Below are 22,547 nucleotides of genomic sequence, written 5' to 3' on the forward strand. Positions count from 1 at the left end.
ATGAACGCTACCAGGGGATTTATCAAAAGATATTTTTCAAACAAATATGGATCAGCAGGGTTGTTCATCTTTCTGGCAATGGTTTTTTGTGCCGTATTTGCTGAGTGGATCTGTCCGTACAAACCAGGGCAAATGAGCAGTGAGATCTTAAGATCACCGAGTTCAAGCCACCTTTTTGGCACAGATCATTTGGGTAGGGATGTCTTCAGTCGTGTGATATACGGTACCAGAACGTCGTTGTTGGTTGGTTTTGTGGCAGCAGGGCTTTCCGCGCTGATTGGTATCTTCGTTGGAACGGTTTCTGGTTATTATGGTGGAATTGCCGATGAGGTGATCAGTAAGATCATCGATTCATTCTTGATGATACCTGTCTTCTTTCTCATATTGATAATAGTGGCAATCTTTGGTAGAAATTTGTTTTACATCATGATTGTTATTGGTCTAACGACTTGGCCATCAAACGCAAGGATCATGCGTGCACAGACTTTAAGCATAAAGGAAAGAGCGTTCGTCAAAATAGCCCGCGCAAATGGTGAGAGCAAGATTAGAATAATCTTTTCTCGCATAATACCAAACGGTATGTACCCCGTTATTGCGAACAGCGCACTTCAGATTGGCGGCGCAATACTGACAGAAGCAGCACTCAGCTTCTTGGGACTTGGAGATCCAAATGTGATGAGTTGGGGCAAGATGATCAGCGAGGGCAAGTCTTACATGACCTTTGCTTGGTGGATAATAGTCTTTCCTGGTATTTTCACGATTCTGACTGTGATTGGCTTCTCATTCATAGGTGATGGTCTACAGCGTGCGCTCTACCCAGCTTTGAGTGAGGTGGGCAACGAATGAATGTTCTGAACGTACGAGATCTGACTGTGAGGTATCTGCTCGGAAAGAAACAGATATACGCCGTAGAAAAAGTGAGTATTTTTGTGAAAGAAAATGAGTTTCTCGGCGTTGTGGGCGAATCTGGCTCTGGCAAGAGTACCTTTGCACATGCGATAATGCACCTTCTTCCCAAAAATGCTCGGGTGCTGGGAGGAACAATTGAACTTCTGGGTCGTGAGATCACTCAGATGAATGAGGACGAACTGCGAAAATTAAGGTGGAAGGAGTTTTCGATGGTTTTTCAGCGTTCGATGAGCGCGCTGAGCCCTGTTCACAAGATAGAAGATCAGATCTCTGAAGCTCTTTTGATTCACAATCCTCAGATGAATTTGAATCAAATCAGACAAAGACTCGAATCGGTTTTAAAGATGGTGAATCTACCCTTGAGAGTGCTCGGTTGTTACCCTCATCAGCTGTCTGGTGGCATGATGCAAAGAGTAATGATAGCACTTGCGCTTGTGAATTTACCCAAGTTCATCATTCTGGATGAAGCGACCACTGCCTTGGATGTTGTCACACAAGGGCAGATCATCGAAGAGCTGAAGAGTTTAATAAAAGAACTCTCACTGACTGGTATGGTGATAAGCCACGATTTGGGTGTCGTTTCGGAGCTTTGTGACAATATTGCGGTCATGTACGCTGGCAGATTGATGGAGTGTGGGAGGAAGGAAGATATCATTCATAGACCACTTCATCCATACACAAAAGCTCTCGTTGCCTCTCTGCCTGACCATGTCGAGAAGGGTGGTAAGTTGTACAGTATTCCAGGCACACTTCCGGATCTTTCCAAACCAATTGAAGGATGTGTCTTTGCCAGCAGATGTCCACTTGTTTCTGATGAGTGCCTTGAAACAACGCCGCCTTTTTGTGATGAAAACGGTCGCGGTGTGGCTTGCTTGAAGGTGAGGAATGAGATATGCAATTTGTCCAAGTGAAAAACCTTAAGAAGTACTTCACAGTGGGACTGTTGAAACGGTATTCCGTCAAAGCGTTAGATGATGTTTCTTTTGATGTAGAGCAGGGCGAGATCTTTGGTGTGCTTGGCGAGAGCGGTTGTGGCAAGTCAACGCTCGGATTGGTTCTAAGCAGGATAGAGAAAGAGACTGATGGTGATATTCTTTTCAAAGGTAAGAGAATCAGTGGTACTACAAAGCTCGATAAACAGACAAGAAGGGAGATCCAGATAATCTTCCAAAACCCTTATGAGTCATTTGATCAAAGAATGAGCATAGGAGATTCTTTGAAGATACCGTTGAAGATCAACAAGATTGGAGCCAATGATTCACAGAGAATAGAGATTATGAAAGAGTTTCTGCATCGTGCTGGTCTTGAGCCTGTGGATGCCTTTTTGACGAGATATCCGCATGAACTGTCGGGTGGACAGCTTCAGAGACTTTCTCTTCTCAGGGCAATGATGCTCAAACCAACCTTCTTGATAGCCGATGAGTGTGTGTCGATGCTCGATCTATCAGTTAGGGCAAGTGTGATAAACCTCATGGTTGAGCTGGTAAAGTCCGAGAAGACAGCAGTGATGTTCATAACGCACGATATATCTCTTGCAAAGTATGTGAGTGACCGGGTGGTCGTTTTGTACCTGGGAAAGATCGTCGAAATGGGAAGATCTGTCGACGTTGTGGAGAAGCCACTGCATCCGTACACAAAGGTGCTCATAAGTTATTCTCCTTCGATTTTTGAGAAAAAACAGAAGCTCAAACCTAAGGAGTTGATCTCTCTTTTCAATACACATACTGGTTGTAATTTCTCCAACAGATGCCCATATGCCGATGAGATTTGCGAAAGAGAAGCACCACAACTGAGAGAGATCGATTCACAGCACTGGGCTTCATGCCACAAAATATGAGGAGGGATGGCAGATGAATATCATTCAAGAGGTTATTGAAAAGGTTCCCAATTACAAGAAATTCATGACCGTCGATGAACTCAATGAATCGTCGAGGAGATTGAAGGAGTCTTATCCGGATATCGTCGAATTTCTTGAGATTGGGCATTCTGCTTCGGGTGAGCCGATCTATTGTCTGAAGATTGGCAATGGGAAGAAGACAGCTCTATTGTATGGTTTTCCGCATCCAAACGAACCAGTTGGAAGTGTGATGCTCGACTATCTCTCATGGAAGTTGGCAGAGAGTAAAGAATTCCGTGAACTCTTTGATTTCACCTGGTATATTGTGAAGGTTGCCGATGTCGACGGTGCACGACTCAACGAAGGTTGGTTCAACAAACCATACTCTTTCAGAGATTATGTTTACAATTACTACAGACCAGCTGGAAACGAGCAGGTCGAATGGTCATTCCCCATTCAGTACAAGACACTGAGTTTTGACAAGCCAACCAACGAGACACGTGCGTTGATGAACATAATAGAAAAAACATATCCTTCATTCATATACAGTCTTCACAACGCTGGGTTCGGTGGGGTTTATTACTACATAAGTGAAGATGCCCCACTGCTGTACCCAATATTTGAGAAGGCAGCGAGTGATCAAAAGGTGCCACTGTCTCTTGGTGAGCCGGAGGTGCCTTATGTGAAGCAGTTCAATCGCGCAGTCTTTTTGATGCCAACTACGGAGGACGCTTACGATTACTACGAGAAGTACTCTAAGATAGACCCAGCTTTGATCATAATGAGTGGTGAGAGTAGTTATGGTTACGCAAGACATTTCAACGAAAAAGTATTTGAACTGGTTTGTGAAGTTCCTTACTACTATGATGAAAGGGTCGACAACACCAGTCTGACTAAAGTGAAAAGAAGAAAGTTGGTCCTTCAGGATCTGGACTTTGAGAGAAAGGACATGGATGATCTTGTATCTTTGTACGAAAAGATAAAAGACAAGATTGATACGCACACGAAGTTTCAGGATGCACTGGAGTATTTCATGGAGTCCTTTAAGAAGTCTTTCGATGCCAGACTCAAGTGGGCTCAGACCGCAGAGGAACTTGAGAGAGAAGCCACAGTGGCAGAGAAGTTTGACAACCAGATCAGCAGTAAGTCTTACTCACTCTTCAAATGGGGGATGCTCTACAGACTGATGAGGTCCCAAAAGCGTAAAGGGCAAGAATTGAACAGAATAATAAACAAGGTTAAGGAAAAGATAGACTCCCGCATTGAGATGCTCGAAAAGAAAACCAAATTCACTGTAATTCCAATAAAGAAATTGGTTCAAATTCAGTTGATGGCAGGACTATATAGCTGTCTATACACCTCCCTCAAGAATTGAAAACGGCAGCGCCTGTGCGCTGCCTTCTTTTCATATCGTATTCTTCCATCCAAGAACACCTTTTGCATTCCTTGACAGTATACTATATATAGTGTATCATTGCATATGTACACATCATATAGTATATGGGGGTGTAGAAATGCTTTCTGGTGCAACCAGTTTGATAGAGAAATATCTTTCAGTACAAGACTGGCAAGTCAAAGAGAACAGCAACATGAATTACTCGCTTCAAGGTTTGAACAATTACCTGGTTTCCGCAGCCACGACGGCATATTGGCTTGAGAAGATATACCCTTCTGAGATTTCTCGAGCACATTTAGATGGTGATTTTCACATTCACGACTTGAACCTCTTAGCTCCATACTGTTGCGGTTGGGATTTGAAGGAACTGTTGCTTCGAGGCTTTGGTGGAGTATCACAGAAGATAGAGAGCAGACCGGCAAGGCACTTTAGAGTTGCGCTCATGCAGATTGTCAATTTCTTTTACACAATGCAGGGTGAGGCTGCTGGTGCGCAGGCTTTTTCAAACTTTGACACCTTTCTTGCACCTTTTGTAGCTTATGATAATCTGTCTTATTCAGAGGTTCTTCAGTGTTTGCAGGAGTTTGTCTTCAACCTGAATGTCCCCACAAGAGTTGGTTTTCAAACACCTTTTGTCAACATAACGATGGATGTGAAAGTTCCACTTTATCTTGCGAACGAGCCTGTTATTGTGGGTGGAGAGTTTCAAAGCAGATGCTATGGAGAATTTCAGAAAGAGATGAACATGATCAACAAAGCCTTTTGTGAAGTGATGCTTCAAGGTGATGCCAAAGGTAGAGTTTTCAGTTTTCCCATACCGACATACAATATCACTCCTGACTTCCCATGGGACAGCGATGTTGCAGAAAGAATTTTGAAGATGACTGCAAAGTATGGTGTACCATACTTTGCAAACTTTATCAGTTCAGGATTATCTCCTGAAGATGTCAGAAGCATGTGTTGTAGGTTAAGACTCGATAACCGCGAACTTTACAGAAGAGGCGGTGGCTTGTTTGGGGCAAATCCGATGACTGGTTCTATTGGAGTTGTAACGATCAATATGCCGAGAATAGGATATCTCTCCAAATCTGCTGAGGAATTTTTCGAAAGGCTTCAAAAGATTATGGAATTAGCTCAGAAGAGTTTAGTGATTAAGCGAAGGATTATAGAAGAACTGACTGAAGCAGGATTATATCCCTATTCAAAGATTTATCTTGAAAAAATCAAAAGCACTTTTGGACAATACTGGTTTAACCACTTCAGTACTATAGGACTTGTGGGTATGCACGAGGCTCTGATGAACCTTTTTGGTAAAGGTATTGATACGATGGAAGGTATAGACTTTGCTCTCGGGGTACTTGATTTCATGAGAAAGAGGCTGATCGATTATCAAGAACGAACGGGTAACCTTTTCAATCTTGAAGCGACCCCTGCTGAGGGAACTTCATACAGGTTGGCAAGAATTGACAAGAAGTGTTACAAAGATATATTTACCAGCGGTGAGAAGGAACCATTTTACACAAATTCTACACAACTTCCGGTGGGTTACGCAGAAGATCTGTTTCGAGTTCTTGAATTACAGGAAGATCTTCAAGCTATGTACACAGGAGGTACAGTATTTCACATTTACCTTGGTGAGCAGATTGAAGACACGAAAGCACTTGGAATAATGATAAAGAGAATCTTTGAGAGATATCGTATACCGTACATAACTGTCACTCCAACCTTTAGTATCTGTTGTGATCATGGATACATCGCTGGAGAAAAATACAACTGTCCTATTTGTGGACAACCGACAGAGGTCTGGAGTAGAGTGGTTGGTTTCTACAGGCCAGTTCAAAACTGGAATCCTGGGAAACAAGAAGAGTTCAGATTTAGAAGATCTTTCAAGATCTCTTGAGGTGGTCGTCTTGCTCTTCGTTAGTGGATGGACTAAAGTGAGTCTGTTGGATTATCCAAATCGTCTGTGCTCTGTTGTTTTCTTATCTGGTTGCAATCTAAGGTGTGTTTATTGTCACAACAGAGAACTGGTCAATAATGAAAGACCGTTCCAACGTTTTTCCTGGGAAGAAGTCTTGAGGTGGTTAGAGAGAAATAAACGGATGATCGATGGGGTTTGTTTCACAGGTGGGGAACCTACACTCTGTGGTGACTTAGCGTCTATGATCTACGACGTGAAAAAGCTGAGTTTGAAGGTGAAAGTAGACACAAATGGTACCCAACCAAGGGTTCTTGAGAAGTTTCTCCGAGAGGGGTTAGTCGATTTCATTGCCATGGATATAAAAGCTCCGTTGAACAAATACGAACAAGTTTGCAGAACAAAGATATCTATTGATGATCTATCCGAATCTGTGAACCTCATAAAGACTCTTGCTCCAGAGTACGAATTTCGCACAACCTTTCATCCTTCAATACTCTCAGCAAAGGACTTCGATCAGATCTGCGAATGGTTGAAAGGCGCGTCTAAATACGTCGTGCAGAGGTGTAGAACAGGGAACAATCTTGACCCATCATTCAGTAAGTTGCCACCGGCACGATATGAAGACGTGATAGAGATTGCACAGCTTTGCAGTGACCATTTCAAAGAGTTCGTTCTTCGAGGTTTTACAGGCTCTTTGCAAAAGGTGGTGGGCAATCCGCAGAGGGTATAATTTATCTTGGGAGGCTTTGAGTGAAAGTTGGGCTATTGGTAGAAGGCATATGCCCAAGTGTGAACAAATTTATACATACGTTGGTTCAACAGTTGGTTGAAGGTGCTGTTTTGGGTTTCTGGGATGGTTGGCGAGGACTATGTGATGATCAACCAAGAAAAATATCTGTTGAGGAGTCTTGGCGGTTTCAAGATCTTGGCGGGTCGATTCTTTCCAGTTCTTTCCTCAGAGAAATACCAAGGTCCTTTAAGTTCAAAATGATTCAAAATCTGGTGAAAAACGATGTAGAACTCTTGGTTGTTGTTGGCAACACTATGTCGTTTTTAGCAGCCTATGAGTTGTTTTCGGCTGGAGTAAAGGTCGTTTTCATACCTTCGGCTGACTTTGTTTTGAATCAGGAGTTCTACAGAATGGGTTTCAGCACTGTTGTAAACAAAATCAGCGAATGCATCTATCGTTTCAAAAACCTTTCCCTTGCTTCTGGTAGGGGCATTGTTTTGCGCTTGTCTAAGGATTTCAAAGATCTCATTGAAAAGATGAGATATCTGCATAACTTTTTCTTCACCGAGGCAGATGATCATCTTCTTCTCTGGTGGAACAATCCCTGCTGTGCATATGATTGCGTTATCAAAGTAGATGGCATTTTGGTGGTGAGCAAGCCATTGGCAGAAGATCTCGCCCTTGCCAGAGGTCTTGCAAAGGCAATTCCATCTTTTTTGACAGCGAGGGGGGGAGTTTTCATGACCTATCGCAGTGGTTTTGAGATTCTTCCCTTCCAGAAAATCAGAGAGATCTCTCTTGTTATGAATCAAGGGGGGACATGATATGAGAGGTGAACATCCTTATGTGAAATGGGCTATTAGCAGTATCGAGAATTGGATAAAATTACGCAGGTTAGTTGATCCATTCAAGGATAGCGCACCAAAAGATCTTCTGGCGAGAAAGTCAGGTGCGTTTGTCAGTTTGCACAAACTCGATGGATCTTTGAGAGGTTGCATAGGCACTTATCTTCCTGCAAGGGAAAACTTGGCTGAGGAGATAAGAGACAACGCAATAGCTGCGGCAACGGAAGATCCAAGATTTTCGCCAGTTACGGTTGACGAACTTGACGATATTGAAGTAACTGTCGATATTCTAAGTGAGCCAGAGAAGGTTTCTAAGCTGGAAGAGCTCGATCCAAAGAGGTATGGTGTGATAGTTGTAAGTGGTTTCAGAAAAGGGCTCTTGTTGCCGGACTTACCGGGTGTTGATACTGTTGATCAGCAGCTTGCAATAGCGAAGAGAAAGGCCGGAATCTTCAGCGGGGAAAAGATCGTCGTGTACAGATTCACCGTTGAAAGGTATCACTGAGGGGTGGTCAGGTGGAGAAAATGGCGCTCTACTTCACCAGTCTTGGCGATGGAAAAATAAGATGCGAATTATGTCCACACCATTGTGTTCTCACTGAAGGGCAAATCGGTTTTTGTTTGAGTCGTAGGAATCAAGATGGGGTTATGGAACTGATGAACTATGGACAAATAACCTCGATAGCCCTTGATCCAATTGAGAAGAAGCCTTTGTTTCATTTTAATCCTTCAGACAGGATACTCTCTGTTGGCACTTTTGGGTGCAACATGAAATGTCCATTTTGTCAAAACTGGCAGATCTCTCAGCAAGTGGCTCCGACGAAGAAAGTCATGCCCGAACAACTTATCTCTATCGCGAGAGAACGTGGCTCAAGGGGTATTGCTTATACATACAACGAGCCTTTTGTTTGGTTTGAGTTTGTTCTCGACACTTCGAGGATTGCGAGCAGAGAAGGGTTGTACAATGTCTTGGTGACAAATGGTCTTGTCGAGTTGGAGCCTTTGAAATTGCTACTGCAGTCTATAAACGCGATGAACATAGACGTGAAAGCCTTTGATGAAGAACTCTATCGTCGTCTTGGTGGTGATTTGAAGATCGTGAAACAGACCATTGAAAAGTCTATCTCTTTTGGTGTTCATGTCGAAATAACAACGCTGATCGTCCCTGGTGTAAACGATAGCAGAGAGCAATTAGAAGAAGAATTCAAGTGGTTGGCAAGCATAGATAGGTCTATTCCACTACATCTTTCACGGTATTTTCCGAATTACAAGATGAGCAATCCTCCAACATCACCCCAGTATCTGGTGGATGCCTACAACTTAGCACGTCAGTATTTGGACTTTGTCTATATAGGAAACCTTTGGGACGCGAGGTATGAGAGTACTGTCTGCCCAGAGTGTGGAAGTACTGTTATCATAAGAGATGGTTACGATGTTCGAGTAGAGTTGCTAGATGCGCAAGGTAGGTGTAAAAAGTGTGGAAAAAAGATAGTAAGAATCTTCTGAAGATAAATCGTGTTGTTTTCCTGATTTTTTTGGTTGGTATTGGTATCGGTCTTTCTTTGGTGATAAGTATCTTTGTTCGAACACCGCCGAGTTATTATGAACACACGGGTTTCACACTTGGAACTTACTGTAGAATCGTTGTTTCATCAAAGAAGGGTTCTAAAACTTTATCAGAAATAATTTTCAATGAGCTGGACAGAATTTACAAGAAGTTTGATCCAAACAATCCAAACAGTGTCATCAGTAAAATAAACACATCAACTGATTGGGTTGATCTGGATGAAGAGACATTCGTGCTTTTAGATGCTGCGCTAAAGTTCTCGCAGATCACTGACGGTGCCTTTGATCCTACGCTCGGCAACCTGATAAGACTGTGGGGATTTGATAGAATCTCAGAGAAGATGCCTACAAAGATTCCTTCGAGCAACGAGATTGAGGAAATTTTAAGACATTGCGGAGCTGACAAGGTGGAGCTGGACAATCGAATGCGGAGAGTTAGATTAAAAGATGGAGTAACCTTGGACTTGGGTGGCATAGCTAAAGGTTATGCACTCGATAGAGCATATCAAATAGCGAAGGAAGTTGATTCGAATTGTACAGGCTTTGTTGAAGCGGGTGGAGATATAAGAATTCTTGGACCAAAGTTTGGCTCAAGACCTTGGGTTATTGGTGTCAGAGATCCGAGAAAAGCAGATTCTGCCATCACTTATATATACCTGAAAGATGGTGCTGTTGCGACTTCAGGTGATTACGAAAGATATTTCATAGTCGGCGATATCAGATATCATCATATCTTCGATCCAAGGACTGGTTATCCGGCAGTTGGTGCACAATCGGTGACGGTCGTTGCAAGAGAAGCAACAACTGCAGATGTGTTGTCAACGGCTGGCTTTGTAATGGCGCCAGATTGGGAATATGTCGTTCTGGAGTATCCGCGTTTGGGTGGAAGTGTCTTGCTGATCGATCAAGAGGGTAAGCTTCACAGGTCTACTTCTTTCTCAATCTATGAGCAAGCAAAGTAGAACATTCAGATTGGCAGATTTTGTTTTACTGACCGTTCTGCTGGTTGGTTTTTTGATATTTTTCTTTTTCACACACCAGAATAAATCTGAAGGATATGTAGAAGTCTTCAAAGATGGGAAATTGGTCTTAACGCTGGTTCAAGACGGTAGATATGAGTTGAAAACGGAAGAAAAGCATGTTATGGATATAGTCTTTGAGAAAGGGAAGGTCCGTGTTGAGGACAGTGATTGCCCATTGAAGATCTGTGAAAAAACTGGGAGCATTGGTCCAAATGGTGTAATCGTGTGCATTCCAAACAAAGTTGTTGTGAGATTTGTCGGTAAAACCAAGGTGGATGTGATGACTTGGTGAGAAGCCGAAAGATAGCATTGACCTCTGTGCTGATTTCTCTTGGTATAGCGATACATGTACTGGAAAGTTTCGTTCCATTTCCTTTTCCCAACGGTCGATGGGGTTTTTCAAATCTGGTTGTGTTGCTTTCTATAGTGATATTCGGAACCAGGCAAGGGTTGATGGTAGCCCTTGGCAAGAGTCTTGTAGGCTCGTTGCTCGTTGGGCATTTCCTGGACGTGGCGTTCTTTATGAGTGTTTTCGGTTCGATTGCAGCAGCACTGACCGAGGCCTTTGCCTTCAAAATGAAAATCTTTGGACTCTTAGGTGTGAGTGTACTTGGTAGTGCTGCTAACAACTCTGTACAAGCATGTGTTGGGGCTTTGTTCGTTCAGAGCAAGGTGATTTTTTGGATATTACCGTACATGTTGGTGCTTGGGTTACCCGGTGCCTTTGCAAATGCCTATATCGTTGGGAGGGTAATCTCACATGTTCAAAAGATTGGTTTTGGCGTCTTCATCACCGAGGAGGCAGAAGATACTGAAAATGCTCTTTCCAAACTTCGAAGTGATCATTCCACAGATAGAAGAAAACCATGGCAAAGATGCCATAGAGACAGTTGAAAGATTAGCGCTACTCAAAGCAATAGATGTTTTTAACAGGGTGGAAAACGCAGTGGTTATTGGTGCAGATACTGTTGTGGAGGTTGAAGGAACTGTTCTTGGGAAACCAAAAGATCACCTTGATGCCAAATCTCAGCTTGAGAGATTAGCTGGAAGATGGCATTCTGTTCATACCTCTGTTGCAGTGGTAAGCCAAGGCGAACTTTGGCTTAAGACGCGGACAACGAGGGTAAAGTTCAGAGAGATTCCACAGGAAATTATCGAATACTACGCAGCAAATTACTCTCAAGGCAAAGCCGGGTCGTATGGCTTGCAAGATTTCGGAGCCACCTTTGTTGAGTCTGTTGTTGGTGATCCATATGTTGTAATAGGCATGCCAATTGCTGACTTGTGGGAATATTTCTACAAAAAAGGGTGGTGGAACTCTGAAACCAAGGGAACGGATGTTAAAGGTTGGTTCTGAAGGGTTGTCAGAACAAGAGCTGATTGCTATCTTGCTGAGAACTGGTACACGCGGGAAGAATGTCTTCGAAGTCTCTGAAGAATTGTACAACAGATTTGACAGATCACTTCGAGCGCTTTCTAATGCTGAAATTGAAGAGATCGCCGCTGTTGATGGGGTTGGGATTGCAAAAGCCACTTCTCTAAAAGCTGCTCTTGAACTTGGAAAAAGATTGTATCAAGAGCTTTCCAACGCTCGCATTGCATTGGATAAACCGGCTTCGGTTTTTGAATACTGTCACGATATGAGATTCTTTGAAAAGGAAGTGTTACGTGTTATCATTGTAGATAGCAAGTTGTCTGCTGTTTTTCACAAGGACATCACTCATGGGACGAATAACCAGACGTTGTTTCATCCTGCAGAGATCTTCAGAACGGCAGTGAGATCGAACGCAACTGCGATAATACTTGTGCACAATCATCCATCGGGAGATCCAACCCCAAGTGAAGAGGACAAGAGAGCTACCCAGGCAATAAACAACGCCGGTGAGATACTCGGCATAAGGCTGATAGATCATTTGATCGTAGGTAGGGAGAGCTATTACAGTTTCAGAGCCGAAGGGTTTTTGGAGGTTAGATCTCATGGAAGAAGAGAAGGACGAAAGGATTTTGAATCTCCTAAGACTTAAGATGGAGATGGAGAAAGATTTACAGAAGAAAGGAATAAAACCCAAAGAACAGCCCAAGAAGGATGTTGCACCGAGCAAGGTAAAGCTTTCTTTTGAAGAGGACCTTAATATTCCCGTTCAAGATATTAGATCACTCTATGACCTCAACTATTACACTTACGGTGAGAGCGATTCTTTGATATACCGTTCAATTCATAAAAGGCTCATGCAAGTAGAGGAGGGTTCGCAGCGTCTCTTTTTGCAACTTTTGGAACAGTTGCTTCAAGGTGATTTCTCCAAGAAGGGCTGCTTTGGCCAAAAGAGTGAGTATTTTGACGCTATCGATCTCACGATGAGCCTTTATGGAACTCAGAGACCGCCTTTTAGCGATGTTAAGAGATTGCTCACGGAGTATCCCAGCTCAACCGCAGTATTGCTCTCCGTCGCAGAGGTTTTGCTTTTTGCAGGTAGATATCGTGAGGCGGCGAAAGTTTTCAAGATATCCTATGCCAACTCGCAAGATCCATATCTTGGGATCTTGACCGAAGCTTATGAGACTGGTCAAATCAATTCTTCACTGCTGACAGGTTGTATATCAAGGGGTGGGTATAAACTTTTAGTTCTGTTGGTCTCAGCACTGTTAGAAAGTGAAGAAAGATCGAGCAAGATCGTCGAAATTCTGGACAAAAAATCATACGCTTGTGCGAAGTACATTGCCTGCAAAGAAAAGAGATCTAAGAGCGATGAATATCCATTTTGTCCAAGGATTTCGATACTGAATCAGGCAATAGATTACACAGAGATGGGTACTTTTGAGCGTGATCTCATCCTGGCATTGTCTGATTTTGACCCGATGGCTCTTATACTCCTTCTAAGTGAATCTGTGAGAAGAAAGGATGTCGAGAGTGCAAAGAAACATCTATCTAATTTGATCAATTCTTGTGAGTCTGTTGGCTTTGTTCCATTGAGTAGAGGCGACTTACCTGTTTGCTTACGTGGGGTTCTTGGTAAGCAGTTTTCATCAAAGGTGGTTATAGGTGTAGATGATCCAGAAGAGGGTGTCAAGAAGCTCTTTGAATTGGTCGATCGCTATGGCGATGTTCAAATTGTGTACAGAGATATAGAATTTCTTAGATTGTACTATGGTGAGAGACACTGTAGAAATCTTTACAGGAGGGTTTAACATGCTCAGAAGAGATGAAGCCTATGAACTGGTGAAAAAACATGTGAAGACAAAGAATCTTGTAAAGCACTGTCTTGCAGTTGAAGTAGTCATGAGAGCACTTGCTCGGCGATTTGGAGAAGATGAAGAACTCTGGGGACTGGCTGGTCTGTTGCATGATTTGGATTACGACTACACAAAAGATGACCCCGAGAATCACGGACTTAAAACAATCGAGTTGCTGAAAGATTCAGATCTTCCAAAGAGTGTTCTCGATGCGATACTGGCTCACTGCGAGAAAAAGGAGTTAAACACAAAAATGGAGAAGGCAATCTATGCAGCAGATCCTGTAACGGGATTCATCGTTGCGGCTGCACTCATTACACCAGAAAAATCACTTTCGGTGATTGATACAGATTTCTTAGAGCGTCGATTCAAAGAGAAATTGTTTGCAAAGGGTGCGAGCAGAGAACAGATGAAAAGTTGCGAAGAGTTGGGGCTGTCTCTGGAGGAATTCTTGTCCATCTCTTTGGATGCGATGCGCACGATAAGTAAAGACTTAGGTTTGTGAGGTGGTTTTCGTGAACAACATAGAAGGTGCAATAGAGGAAAAGATAGTGAAGTACAAGAAAGAATACAGTTTCAACCTTGAGAACAGAAAAATCGATCTAAAGCAGGTGAAAGAATCTATTGAACACACATTACTCAAAGCTACTGCGACAATAGATGAGATCTTAAAATTATGTGATGAAGCTGTGGAGTATGGCTTTTACGGTGTTTGTGTGAATCCTTCATTTGTAAAACACGCCGCTGAAAGGTTGAGAGGTTCGCAGGTGAAGATAGTGAGTGTTGTCGGTTTCCCGCTTGGTGCAACGACTCAATACATCAAAGCAAGGGAATCCAGTGAGTTGGTCAAGATGGGCGCCGATGAGATTGACATGGTGATCCACATAGGAATGCTAAAGTCGAAGGAGTATATCTATGTCTATGAGGATATTCGTTCCGTTGTGGAAGCCTGCGAGGGAAAGCCGGTTAAAGTTATAATCGAGACGTGTTATCTGACTGATGAGGAAAAGATAGCGGCTTGCGTGATAAGTGAGCTTGCAGGAGCCAGTTTTGTCAAAACATCAACTGGCTTTGGTTCAGCTGGAGCAACTGTTCAAGATGTTCATCTGATGAAATGGTGCTCGGAAAAACTCTCAGTAAAGGCTTCAGGTGGAATTAGAGATTTCAACCAGGCTGTTGAACTCATGAGAGCAGGAGCGAGCAGAATAGGAACTAGTTCCTCGATTAAAATAATCTCTGAGGGGGTGGAGAGGTGAGTTTTGAAAAACTTTCGATAAGGGATTTTGTCGAGAAGGTTGCCGATAAGAGCCCGACACCTGGTGGTGGTGCTGTCAGTGCCTTGGTAGGCGCTTTGGCGGCTTCCTTAGTGGAGATGGTTGCAAATCTCACTCTTTCAAGGGCAGATTATTCGGATTGGCACGCTGAAATGGAAAAGGTTGTGAGTCTCATGAAAGAAAAGCGATTAACCTTGCTTGAGAGTATTGATCTCGATGTGAAAGCCTTTGACGAAGTTATGGCTGCTTACAAGTTACCGAAGAACACCGTTGAAGAGAAGGAGAAAAGAAGTCAGCTCATTCAGGAAGCCCTGAAAAAAGCTGCGCGAGTTCCTTATGAGTCTTGTCGTCACATGAAAGAGATATTGAAAAGCGCACTGAGTGTTACTGAATGGGGAAATGTGAATGCAATATCTGATGCGGTGAGTGCTGCAGAATTAGCAACGAGTGCCTTTTATTCAGCCAAAGCAAATGTTTTGATAAATCTGAAGTCGATCAAAGATGAAGGATTCAAAGAGTATATGCTTCATGAATTGAAGACCTTCACAGGTGAGGTGGAAGGAGCGCTGAGAAGTGTCAGACAGCTTGCAACACAGAGAACAGGGCTTGAGCTTTGAGATAACCGCACGGTCAGGAACAGCTCGAGTTGGTAAACTCCATACGGCGCACGGCGTCTTCGAAACGCCTGTATTCATGCCCGTGGGCACGAATGCAAACGTCAAGTTAATGCGCGTTGATCAACTGAAGGAAATAGGAGTTCAGATCTTACTTGGGAATTCTTATCACCTTGCAGTCAAACCTGGCTTGGATGTGATAAAACTTCACAGAGGTTTACATGGTTTTATGGGCTGGAATGGTGGTATACTTACTGATAGCGGGGGATTTCAGGTCTTCAGTCTGAAGGAGTTGCGGCAGATAGACGATGATGGTGTGATGATAAAATCTCCCGTTGATGGATCTAAGCTCTTTCTGACACCAGAGTTTTCGATTGACATACAGAAGACCTTGAATTCTGATATTGTGATGGTTCTCGACCATTGCCCCAGTCCCAATGACAGTTATGAAGAAGCCGTCAGATCTCTTAAGAGAACTCAGTATTGGGCTGAGAGGTCTTTGAAACACGGCGTCAACAGTTGGCAACTGTTGTTTGCCATAGCGCAAGGCGGGGTATATGAGGATCTTCGGAGACTGAGTGCGCAAAAACTTTCCGAACTTCCATTCAGTGGTTTTGCGATAGGGGGTTTAAGCCTTGGTGAAGAGTTTGAAAAAACCTTGCGCTTGGCGAGTGTTACATTGGAGTCGTTGCCCGAAGAAAAGCCCAGATATTTCATGGGTGGTGGTTCGCCAGAGTTAATAGCACATCTGGTAGAGATGGGTGTTGACATGTTCGACAGTGTCTTTCCAACAAGACTTGCAAGGCACGGGGCTGCGCTCACTTTTAGAGGTAGGTTGAACATAAGATCGGCGAGATACAAGAACGATCTAAAGCCCATAGAAGAAGAATGTGACTGCACGGTGTGTAGAAATCATTCAAGATCGTATATTCATCACTTATTCGATCGTGGAGAGGTTCTTGGAGGTATCTTACTCACACATCATAATTTGCGCTTCATGATGAGATTTATGCAGAGATTGAGAGATTCTATTGCAAATGGCACCTTTTCTGAATACAAGAAGGAGGTGATTGACTCTTATGTCAAAGGTGAGGGTGATGGGCTTTGCTCTGATATTGCTGGTGACGCTCTGTCTCGGTGATGTCATCGATTTTGCTGGTGATGGACGTTATGCCGGCGCTACAGGTCCATGGGCTTTTAGGGTTAATCCTGCAGGAATAGTAGAAAACGAGTTTCGCCAATTGTTGATGGCAAACACTTTGAGGTTTGGTGTGAACAATCTACGCAGTTTTTCTGTTGCATTGATTCAGCCTGCACAGGATACCTTAGCTGGCGTTCTACAACTTTCCAGTGACTTTGGTGATCAGGCTCAAAGATTGTCGTTCCTGTATGGAATGGCTGGCAAAGTTGGCAGTACCGCACTGGGTGTGAACATAGGAATTGAGAGAATAACTAGTACTGGAAACCCAGAAACCTATTCTGTTTTTGTCGATCTTGGTACAAGAGGTAAATTCGTTGAAGACAGCTATGTCTATTACAGCCTGGCTGTGAAGAAGTTCAGAGTCTGGTCCTCAGATAGTGGCTTTAGTCTGATGGCAGATGTTGGTGGAGGAGTCTCCTTAGAGTTCGATGAGATGAAGTTCTCTTTTGACGTGATGTACGTCTCTAATGAATTCTGGAACTTTGCACCTGGCACTCAGCTGCACTTAGAACCAGTGAGCCTGTACTTCACTGTTCCATTTTTCTATCAACCGAGTCTTTCAAAGGGTGCACTTTCGATGGATTTCGGTGGTAATGTCAAGATTGGTAATTTTGACATCGGTGTTTCCGTGTACTATCCGTTCAGCAAACTCAGTGGTTTTGATGATCCTTTCAAAGAACCAGAGTATGATTGGCACATTGATTTTCGCCTAGGTGTGAAATGGTAGATAAGGTTAAGATACTGACTGCCGAAGAGATCAGAAGAGCATTGATGAGAATGGCACATGAAGTCATTGAAAGAAATAGAGGTATTGATAACGTAGTATTCGTTGGAATAATCACCCGAGGAGTCTTTCTTGCGCGCCGACTTGCTGAGTTTGTCGGTATGATCGAAGGCAAGAAGCCTCTGGTTGGTGAACTCGATGTAGGACCATACAGAGATGACGAGAAAAGGTGTAACGAAGACAGAACGAGAATAAGCTTTTCCATAGATGGGAAGACTGTTTTACTGGTTGATGATGTGCTCTTCACCGGTCGAACTGTTCGTGCTGCATTGGATGCCCTCTCGGATCGTGGGAGGTCTCAGTGTGTCCAGCTCGCAGTGCTTGTCGATAGAGGCCACAGAGAGTTACCCATAAGACCCGACTTTGTAGGAAAGAATCTGCCGACCTCGAAGAATCGTGAAAGAGTTAATGTGAATTTGAAAGAAATTGACGGTGAGGATGCTGTGTACATAATTCATTTGGAGGAATAACAGTGCTGTATGAAAGGTACGCGAAGGCTATTGAGAAGGTTCTTGGAACAATTATCCAGCGAGAGAGATACGATGTGGATGTCAGTGAAATTTGGATTGAGACCTCTATACCGCAAGACCTGATAATAGAGATCTTGGAGAAATTTCCTCTGCAGTTTCCCGAAACCCTCCACTCAATAACTCTTGGCGAGAGGATTGTTTGGAAAAGAAAAGACAGTTGATTCTTGATGACGTACGAGATTGCAATTTCGAAAATACCTCTTAAGAAGACCTTCTTTTATTCTTCTGACTGGGAATTGGAACCTGGAGAAAGAGTTTTGGTTGACTTCAACAACAGGCAGACTGTCGGTTATGTCGTTGGGTTGACAGAGCCACACTGTGGTACTAAGCCTGTGTTGGAAAGACCTGACGGTTTGAGCTTTCTGCCAACCGGGATGATCGAGATGGTTAGATGGGCTTCACAGCACTTCTACAGTCCAATGGGACAACTTTTTGATTTGGTGATACCGTCATTTGTTGATGAATACACAGAGGTGGTTGTTGAACCAACCACAGACTTACTTGGCTTGAAGTCACTCAAATTGAAGGACTTTCTCTCTGTCTATGGTGAAGAAACCCTTGACACCTACCTGAAGAAGGGGTTGGTGAAGTTACACAGATTTGTTGCGATGAAGACTCCAAGACGTAGGTACAGAGATTTGTTCGTGATGTTAAATATCCCTTTGAGTAAAGCGGTTTCACTTGCGAAGAAAGCCGAGGAATTCGACGTGGTCAATTATCTTTTCTCAGCGGAAGGAGCGACCATTGAACGTTTAATCGAAGCAACAGGGGTGAACGTTGAAAGGTTAAAGAAAATGGAAGAAAAGGGATTGATACGTTTCACGACCGTTCCTTTGTTCCAAGGTTTTGAAATAAAAGCGAATGACCTGTCTATACCTGCCGGACAGAACTGTGGGGAACTGCTTGTCGTTGGTGGTTCAACTGAAGAAAGATTCAGGTCAATTTACAGTGTGCTGAAGAGAATTATCGAAGAAGGCAAGTCAGTGCTGTACATGGTTCCACTTTCATCACAAGTACCGTACGTTATGGGTATGATTCAAAGATCTTTCACAGCAGATGTCTATGCATATCACGGGAATCAGTCGAAATCTCAGAGGGCTTTGGCGTGGTTCAATGCACAGAAGAGTGGAGCAAAAGTCTTTGTAACGACGCGAATGGGGGTTTTTCTACCTGTTAGGAATCTCGGTGCTGTTGTTGTTGAGAGTGATGAAGATGAAAGTTACTATCAATTTGATGAGCCAGTCTACGATGCCGTCGAAATGGCAAGAAGAAGAGCGCAGGAAAGTAGAATACCTATCATTCTGAGCTCTGCGACTGGGAGAGTTAGTGATTACTTTAATCTGGATAGATCGAGGATCATCAAAATCAAATCTGAAAGAAGAAAGATCTTTGTGATTGATATGAGGAAGCAGACAACCTTCGTATCACAGGAGTTGCTCGATCAGATTCGCAGTAATCTTGAAAAAGGTAATGGCGTCCTGATCGTAGTCAGGAGAAAGGGTTACGCACCATTTGTGATCTGTGCAGTTTGTGGGCACATATTGATCTGCCCAAAATGTGATGTTGCACTGAGTTTTCATCGCCATGCCAATCTCTACAAATGTCATCAGTGTGGTCATATCGAGCCTGCAAAGGATATTTGCCCAAAGTGCGGTGCCCAAGCGTTGTATCCAAAAGGTTATGGGACCGAGAGAATAGAGAAGATCATAAGGTACAACTTTCCGTCGGCACGGATCGCAAGAATTGACAGCGATGAGATGAATCACTCACAGATTCTCGATCGTCTCTTGGAGTTTGAGCGAGGAGATCTCGATATCCTTGTGGGTACAAGGGTTCTTCTACACGGTTTTGGGATATCTCGAATTGGTCTGATCGCCTTCCTTGATTTCGACGGTCTGTTGTTTCAGCCAGATTACAACTTCAGGGTTCAAGTGTTTCAGCAGTTGAATCAAGGCATCGAAATGGCAAAAGGTGCCACTATGGTTCTTCAAAGTATGGAGGTAGAAAACGAGGTTGTGAGGCATCTGTTTACTTCAGATACAGAAGAATTTTACCTAAAAGAGTTACAAAAGAGAAGGGATGTTGGCTATCCTCCCTACGTCGATTTGGTTCAGGTTGTTCTTGAGAGTGAAGAACCATCGCTGGGCTGGGAGATAATCAGTTCGTGCACCAGCTCATTAGATGGTGAGGAGATTTTTGGACCCGTTGAGCATCCTGTTTTCAAATTGAGGGGCAAGTACAGATTCCATTTTCTGATAAAGACCAAGACAGTTGAAAGGACGCTGTCAAAGTTGGATGATGTACTGACAAAACTTGGCAAGAAAGGTTGGAGGGTATTGGTGAACCCTCCACATTTGTGGTGAGGGGGCTGATAACATGGTAAGCCTCTTGTTAGCTGCTGGTGCTAGCACTAGGATGAAATCAAAATACCCAAAGGTCATCCACCCACTGTGTGGCAAACCTATGATCCAGTGGGTTTTGGACGCAGTTTCAGAAGTTACAAACAACGTATGCGTTGTCGTGGGACATCAGGCTGAAAGGGTAAAGGAAGTTCTTCCAGACGGTGTAGAAGTGGCATATCAACTCGAACAGCTTGGCACAGCCCATGCCGTCATGAGCGCGAGAGAGTTTTTGGACCCTTCTGATGATGTACTGATTCTCTACGGTGATATGCCACTGGTGAGAGGAGAAACGCTCAAAAGAGTAATTCAGGATCATCGCTCAAAGGATTGTGACGTGACACTTGTTTCGATTGAATCACCAGATCCAACAGGCTATGGAAGAATCATCAGAGATGGTCAGGGCCGATTCGTTAAGATAGTCGAGGAGTTCGACGCATCTGAGCAAGAAAGAAAGATCAAGGAGATCAACACAGGTGTCTACGTTTTCAAAGGCAAGAAACTCTTAGAAGTGCTCCCAAAGATAAAATGCGACAACAAGAAGAAGGAGTATTATCTCACCGATGCAGTCGGTTTGCTTGAGAAGGTTAATGTTCACAAGGAAGAAGAAGTGGAGGATTTCTCGGGCATCAACAACAGAGTTCAGCTGGCTGAAGCTGAGAAGATTCAAAGGATGCGCATACTCAGAAAACTAATGCTTGAAGGCGTGACGATTATAGATCCAGCCACTACTTATATAGACAGCGATGTGAAGATCGGTAAGGACACCGTTGTTCACCCAATGACTTTCATAGAAGGCAAGACGATCATAGGTGAAGACTGTATCATAGGACCTATGACAAGGATTGTAGACTGTGTGATTGAAGATAGTGTAAGTATTGTGAGGTCTGAGTGTGTTGGTGCGCATATCATGAGCGGTGTTTCGGTAGGACCGTTCAGCAGGCTCAGAGAAGGCACAGTTCTGCATTCGAAGGTGAAGATTGGCAATTTCGTGGAGGTAAAGAACTCGAAGATTGGTTCGAATACAAAAGCACAACACTTGACCTATCTTGGTGATTCAGAGATAGGTGAGAACGTCAACGTTGGCGCGGGAACGATAACCTGCAACTTTGATGGAAAGAAAAAGAATCAAACGGTTATAGAGAATGATGTCTTCATCGGTAGCAATACGGCACTGGTAGCACCTGTTAAGATCAAGAAGGGAGCTTTTGTGGCTGCAGGGTCTACAATTACAGAAGAAGTGCCTGAATGGAGTTTAGCGATAGCAAGAGCACGGCAGGAGAACAAATTGAACTGGGTCCTAAGAAAAAAAGAAAAGGAGGAAGGCTGATGCCGTTTCAGAGAAATGATTTGAAATTCTTCGCAGGTAATTCGAACCTCGAGTTAGCCAAGCGTGTTGCTGAGTACATGGGAATGAGACTCGGAGACTGCCAAGTTTCGCGGTTCTCAGATGGAGAAATAAATGTGAAAATAAACGAAACCGTTAGGGGTCATGATGTTTTTATCCTGCAGTCTTTCTCGCCTCCAGTAAACGAAAATGTCATGGAATTGTTGATAATGATAGACGCATTCAAAAGGGCTTCAGCAAACAGTATAGCCGTGGTGATACCGTACTATGGGTATGCAAGACAGGACAGGAAAGCCAAGGGAAGAGATCCCATCACCGCCAAGTTGCTCGCAAATCTCATAACTGTTGCTGGTGCAACAAGGGTTCTAACAGTTGATCTTCATGCCGAACAGATACAAGGTTTTTTCGACATACCACTTGACAATCTGTACAGTTTTCCGGTGTTCAGTGAAGAAATTCTGAAGCTTTACAGAGAGGAAAAAAGTGATCTTGTTGTCGTTGCACCGGATGTTGGGGCAGTTCGCAGGGCAAGCAAATTCGCCGAGAAACTCGGTGTGCCGCTGGCAATATTAGACAAGCGTAGACCTGCTGACAACGTTGCAGAGGTTGTTCATGTTATTGGTGATGTCAAGGAAAAGATAACCTTGATGTTTGACGATATAATAGATACTGGTGGAACCTTGGTTCAAGGGGCAGAGATCTTGAAAAAATCTGGCGCAAGGCGTATACTTGCTTGTGCAACTCATGGTGTTCTTTCAGGTAACGCCGTTGAAAGGATTCAAAACAGCAACATCGACAAGGTGTACATAACAGACACTGTTTACCACAAAGAGTTACCTGAGAAATTCTGTGTTTTCAGCATAGCTTCATTACTGGGAGAAGCGATTATAAGGATAAGGAAAAATCTTTCGGTGAGCATATTGTTCAGATGAGGAGGGAA

The 22,547-nt window shown here is 43.5% G+C and carries 25 protein-coding genes; all 25 read left to right on the plus strand.

The window, feature by feature from the left end; genetic code table 11:
- The 25 genes from ACSFC1_RS00290 (at position 1) to ACSFC1_RS00410 (ending at position 22,539) form a co-directional block, all read left to right on the plus strand.
- Positions 1 to 846: an ABC transporter permease gene (locus tag ACSFC1_RS00290; protein WP_435564143.1), complete on the plus strand. Its 846-nt coding sequence runs from the start codon at positions 1 to 3 to the stop codon at positions 844 to 846.
- The gene (locus tag ACSFC1_RS00295) at positions 843 to 1,820 is read left to right on the plus strand and encodes an ABC transporter ATP-binding protein (protein ID WP_435564144.1); all 978 of its coding nucleotides are present in this window, start codon (positions 843 to 845) and stop codon (positions 1,818 to 1,820) included. Before ACSFC1_RS00290 ends, ACSFC1_RS00295 begins: the two co-directional genes overlap by 4 nt.
- Positions 1,802 to 2,746 (plus strand): oligopeptide/dipeptide ABC transporter ATP-binding protein, encoded by a 945-nt coding sequence (locus tag ACSFC1_RS00300; protein ID WP_435564145.1) that lies wholly within the window; start codon positions 1,802 to 1,804, stop codon positions 2,744 to 2,746. The genes ACSFC1_RS00295 and ACSFC1_RS00300 overlap by 19 nt, the downstream gene beginning before the upstream one ends.
- Positions 2,747 to 2,759: 13 nt before the next feature.
- Complete coding sequence (locus ACSFC1_RS00305) at positions 2,760 to 4,121, plus strand: M14 family zinc carboxypeptidase (RefSeq protein WP_435564146.1); 1,362 nt, start codon at positions 2,760 to 2,762, stop codon at positions 4,119 to 4,121.
- Positions 4,122 to 4,260: 139 nt separating this feature from the next.
- Positions 4,261 to 6,042, plus strand: coding sequence for a ribonucleoside triphosphate reductase (locus ACSFC1_RS00310; RefSeq protein ID WP_435564147.1), 1,782 nt, complete (start codon positions 4,261 to 4,263; stop codon positions 6,040 to 6,042).
- A gap of 1 nt (position 6,043) precedes the next feature.
- Entirely contained in the window at positions 6,044 to 6,793 is a 750-nt protein-coding gene (locus ACSFC1_RS00315) for an anaerobic ribonucleoside-triphosphate reductase activating protein (RefSeq protein WP_435564148.1), read from the plus strand.
- Positions 6,794 to 6,813: 20 nt separating this feature from the next.
- Positions 6,814 to 7,617: a 6-phosphofructokinase gene (locus ACSFC1_RS00320; protein ID WP_435564149.1), complete on the plus strand. Its 804-nt coding sequence runs from the start codon at positions 6,814 to 6,816 to the stop codon at positions 7,615 to 7,617.
- Position 7,618: 1 nt separating this feature from the next.
- Positions 7,619 to 8,143 (plus strand): AmmeMemoRadiSam system protein A, encoded by a 525-nt coding sequence (gene amrA, locus ACSFC1_RS00325; RefSeq protein ID WP_435564150.1) that lies wholly within the window; start codon positions 7,619 to 7,621, stop codon positions 8,141 to 8,143.
- A gap of 11 nt (positions 8,144 to 8,154) precedes the next feature.
- Positions 8,155 to 9,144, plus strand: a complete 990-nt coding sequence (gene amrS / locus ACSFC1_RS00330; protein ID WP_435564151.1) for an AmmeMemoRadiSam system radical SAM enzyme — start codon at positions 8,155 to 8,157, stop codon at positions 9,142 to 9,144.
- Positions 9,114 to 10,166, plus strand: coding sequence for an FAD:protein FMN transferase (locus tag ACSFC1_RS00335; RefSeq protein WP_435564152.1), 1,053 nt, complete (start codon positions 9,114 to 9,116; stop codon positions 10,164 to 10,166). The genes amrS and ACSFC1_RS00335 overlap by 31 nt, the downstream gene beginning before the upstream one ends.
- A 10-nt stretch (positions 10,167 to 10,176) precedes the next feature.
- Positions 10,177 to 10,518, plus strand: coding sequence for a NusG domain II-containing protein (locus ACSFC1_RS00340; protein WP_435564153.1), 342 nt, complete (start codon positions 10,177 to 10,179; stop codon positions 10,516 to 10,518).
- Complete coding sequence (locus ACSFC1_RS00345; protein ID WP_435564154.1) at positions 10,515 to 11,120, plus strand: Gx transporter family protein; 606 nt, start codon at positions 10,515 to 10,517, stop codon at positions 11,118 to 11,120. The genes ACSFC1_RS00340 and ACSFC1_RS00345 overlap by 4 nt, the downstream gene beginning before the upstream one ends.
- Complete coding sequence (locus ACSFC1_RS00350; RefSeq protein WP_435564155.1) at positions 11,044 to 11,583, plus strand: Maf family nucleotide pyrophosphatase; 540 nt, start codon at positions 11,044 to 11,046, stop codon at positions 11,581 to 11,583. Before ACSFC1_RS00345 ends, ACSFC1_RS00350 begins: the two co-directional genes overlap by 77 nt.
- Positions 11,564 to 12,250 (plus strand): RadC family protein, encoded by a 687-nt coding sequence (gene radC, locus ACSFC1_RS00355; RefSeq protein ID WP_435564156.1) that lies wholly within the window; start codon positions 11,564 to 11,566, stop codon positions 12,248 to 12,250. The genes ACSFC1_RS00350 and radC overlap by 20 nt, the downstream gene beginning before the upstream one ends.
- A complete protein-coding gene (locus ACSFC1_RS00360; RefSeq protein WP_435564157.1) occupies positions 12,204 to 13,412 on the plus strand; it encodes a hypothetical protein in 1,209 nt (402 codons plus the stop codon). Before radC ends, ACSFC1_RS00360 begins: the two co-directional genes overlap by 47 nt.
- A gap of 1 nt (position 13,413) precedes the next feature.
- The gene (locus ACSFC1_RS00365; protein ID WP_435564158.1) at positions 13,414 to 13,962 is read left to right on the plus strand and encodes an HD domain-containing protein; all 549 of its coding nucleotides are present in this window, start codon (positions 13,414 to 13,416) and stop codon (positions 13,960 to 13,962) included.
- A gap of 1 nt (position 13,963) precedes the next feature.
- Positions 13,964 to 14,713, plus strand: a complete 750-nt coding sequence (gene deoC, locus ACSFC1_RS00370; protein WP_435564159.1) for a deoxyribose-phosphate aldolase — start codon at positions 13,964 to 13,966, stop codon at positions 14,711 to 14,713.
- The gene (locus tag ACSFC1_RS00375) at positions 14,710 to 15,348 is read left to right on the plus strand and encodes a cyclodeaminase/cyclohydrolase family protein (RefSeq protein WP_435564160.1); all 639 of its coding nucleotides are present in this window, start codon (positions 14,710 to 14,712) and stop codon (positions 15,346 to 15,348) included. Before deoC ends, ACSFC1_RS00375 begins: the two co-directional genes overlap by 4 nt.
- Positions 15,305 to 16,486, plus strand: coding sequence for a tRNA guanosine(34) transglycosylase Tgt (gene tgt, locus ACSFC1_RS00380; protein ID WP_435564161.1), 1,182 nt, complete (start codon positions 15,305 to 15,307; stop codon positions 16,484 to 16,486). Before ACSFC1_RS00375 ends, tgt begins: the two co-directional genes overlap by 44 nt.
- Entirely contained in the window at positions 16,425 to 17,273 is an 849-nt protein-coding gene (locus ACSFC1_RS00385) for a hypothetical protein (RefSeq protein WP_435564162.1), read from the plus strand. The genes tgt and ACSFC1_RS00385 overlap by 62 nt, the downstream gene beginning before the upstream one ends.
- Positions 17,267 to 17,800 (plus strand): bifunctional pyr operon transcriptional regulator/uracil phosphoribosyltransferase PyrR, encoded by a 534-nt coding sequence (gene pyrR / locus ACSFC1_RS00390; RefSeq protein ID WP_435564163.1) that lies wholly within the window; start codon positions 17,267 to 17,269, stop codon positions 17,798 to 17,800. Before ACSFC1_RS00385 ends, pyrR begins: the two co-directional genes overlap by 7 nt.
- Before the next feature lie 2 nt (positions 17,801 to 17,802).
- Positions 17,803 to 18,021: a hypothetical protein gene (locus ACSFC1_RS00395; protein WP_435564164.1), complete on the plus strand. Its 219-nt coding sequence runs from the start codon at positions 17,803 to 17,805 to the stop codon at positions 18,019 to 18,021.
- A 6-nt stretch (positions 18,022 to 18,027) separates the two neighbouring features.
- Positions 18,028 to 20,223: a replication restart helicase PriA gene (priA, locus tag ACSFC1_RS00400; RefSeq protein WP_435564165.1), complete on the plus strand. Its 2,196-nt coding sequence runs from the start codon at positions 18,028 to 18,030 to the stop codon at positions 20,221 to 20,223.
- A gap of 13 nt (positions 20,224 to 20,236) precedes the next feature.
- Positions 20,237 to 21,589, plus strand: coding sequence for a bifunctional UDP-N-acetylglucosamine diphosphorylase/glucosamine-1-phosphate N-acetyltransferase GlmU (glmU, locus tag ACSFC1_RS00405; protein WP_435564166.1), 1,353 nt, complete (start codon positions 20,237 to 20,239; stop codon positions 21,587 to 21,589).
- Positions 21,589 to 22,539, plus strand: coding sequence for a ribose-phosphate pyrophosphokinase (locus ACSFC1_RS00410; RefSeq protein ID WP_435564167.1), 951 nt, complete (start codon positions 21,589 to 21,591; stop codon positions 22,537 to 22,539). Before glmU ends, ACSFC1_RS00410 begins: the two co-directional genes overlap by 1 nt.
- The last annotated feature ends 8 nt before the right edge of the window (positions 22,540 to 22,547 follow it).

Origin of the sequence: Pseudothermotoga sp. U03pept (assembly GCF_051235805.1) — a bacterium.
In the GTDB taxonomy this organism is placed as follows: domain Bacteria; phylum Thermotogota; class Thermotogae; order Thermotogales; family DSM-5069; genus Pseudothermotoga_B.

Bases quoted from the DNA above. Each gene is read 5' to 3' on its own strand.
- ACSFC1_RS00360 (WP_435564157.1), top strand. From the start codon at position 12,204: ATGGAAGAAGAGAAGGACGAAAGGATTTTGAATCTCCTAAGACTTAAG.
- ACSFC1_RS00365 (WP_435564158.1), top strand. From the start codon at position 13,414: ATGCTCAGAAGAGATGAAGCCTATGAACTGGTGAAAAAACATGTGAAG.
- ACSFC1_RS00410 (WP_435564167.1), top strand. From the start codon at position 21,589: ATGCCGTTTCAGAGAAATGATTTGAAATTCTTCGCAGGTAATTCGAAC.
- glmU (WP_435564166.1), top strand. From the start codon at position 20,237: ATGGTAAGCCTCTTGTTAGCTGCTGGTGCTAGCACTAGGATGAAATCA.
- ACSFC1_RS00300 (WP_435564145.1), top strand. From the start codon at position 1,802: ATGCAATTTGTCCAAGTGAAAAACCTTAAGAAGTACTTCACAGTGGGA.
- ACSFC1_RS00385 (WP_435564162.1), top strand. From the start codon at position 16,425: ATGTCAAAGGTGAGGGTGATGGGCTTTGCTCTGATATTGCTGGTGACG.
- ACSFC1_RS00350 (WP_435564155.1), top strand. From the start codon at position 11,044: ATGCTCTTTCCAAACTTCGAAGTGATCATTCCACAGATAGAAGAAAAC.
- ACSFC1_RS00305 (WP_435564146.1), top strand. From the start codon at position 2,760: ATGAATATCATTCAAGAGGTTATTGAAAAGGTTCCCAATTACAAGAAA.
- ACSFC1_RS00295 (WP_435564144.1), top strand. From the start codon at position 843: ATGAATGTTCTGAACGTACGAGATCTGACTGTGAGGTATCTGCTCGGA.
- priA (WP_435564165.1), top strand. From the start codon at position 18,028: ATGACGTACGAGATTGCAATTTCGAAAATACCTCTTAAGAAGACCTTC.
- amrA (WP_435564150.1), top strand. From the start codon at position 7,619: ATGAGAGGTGAACATCCTTATGTGAAATGGGCTATTAGCAGTATCGAG.
- radC (WP_435564156.1), top strand. From the start codon at position 11,564: ATGTTAAAGGTTGGTTCTGAAGGGTTGTCAGAACAAGAGCTGATTGCT.
- ACSFC1_RS00290 (WP_435564143.1), top strand. From the start codon at position 1: ATGAACGCTACCAGGGGATTTATCAAAAGATATTTTTCAAACAAATAT.
- ACSFC1_RS00310 (WP_435564147.1), top strand. From the start codon at position 4,261: ATGCTTTCTGGTGCAACCAGTTTGATAGAGAAATATCTTTCAGTACAA.
- pyrR (WP_435564163.1), top strand. From the start codon at position 17,267: ATGGTAGATAAGGTTAAGATACTGACTGCCGAAGAGATCAGAAGAGCA.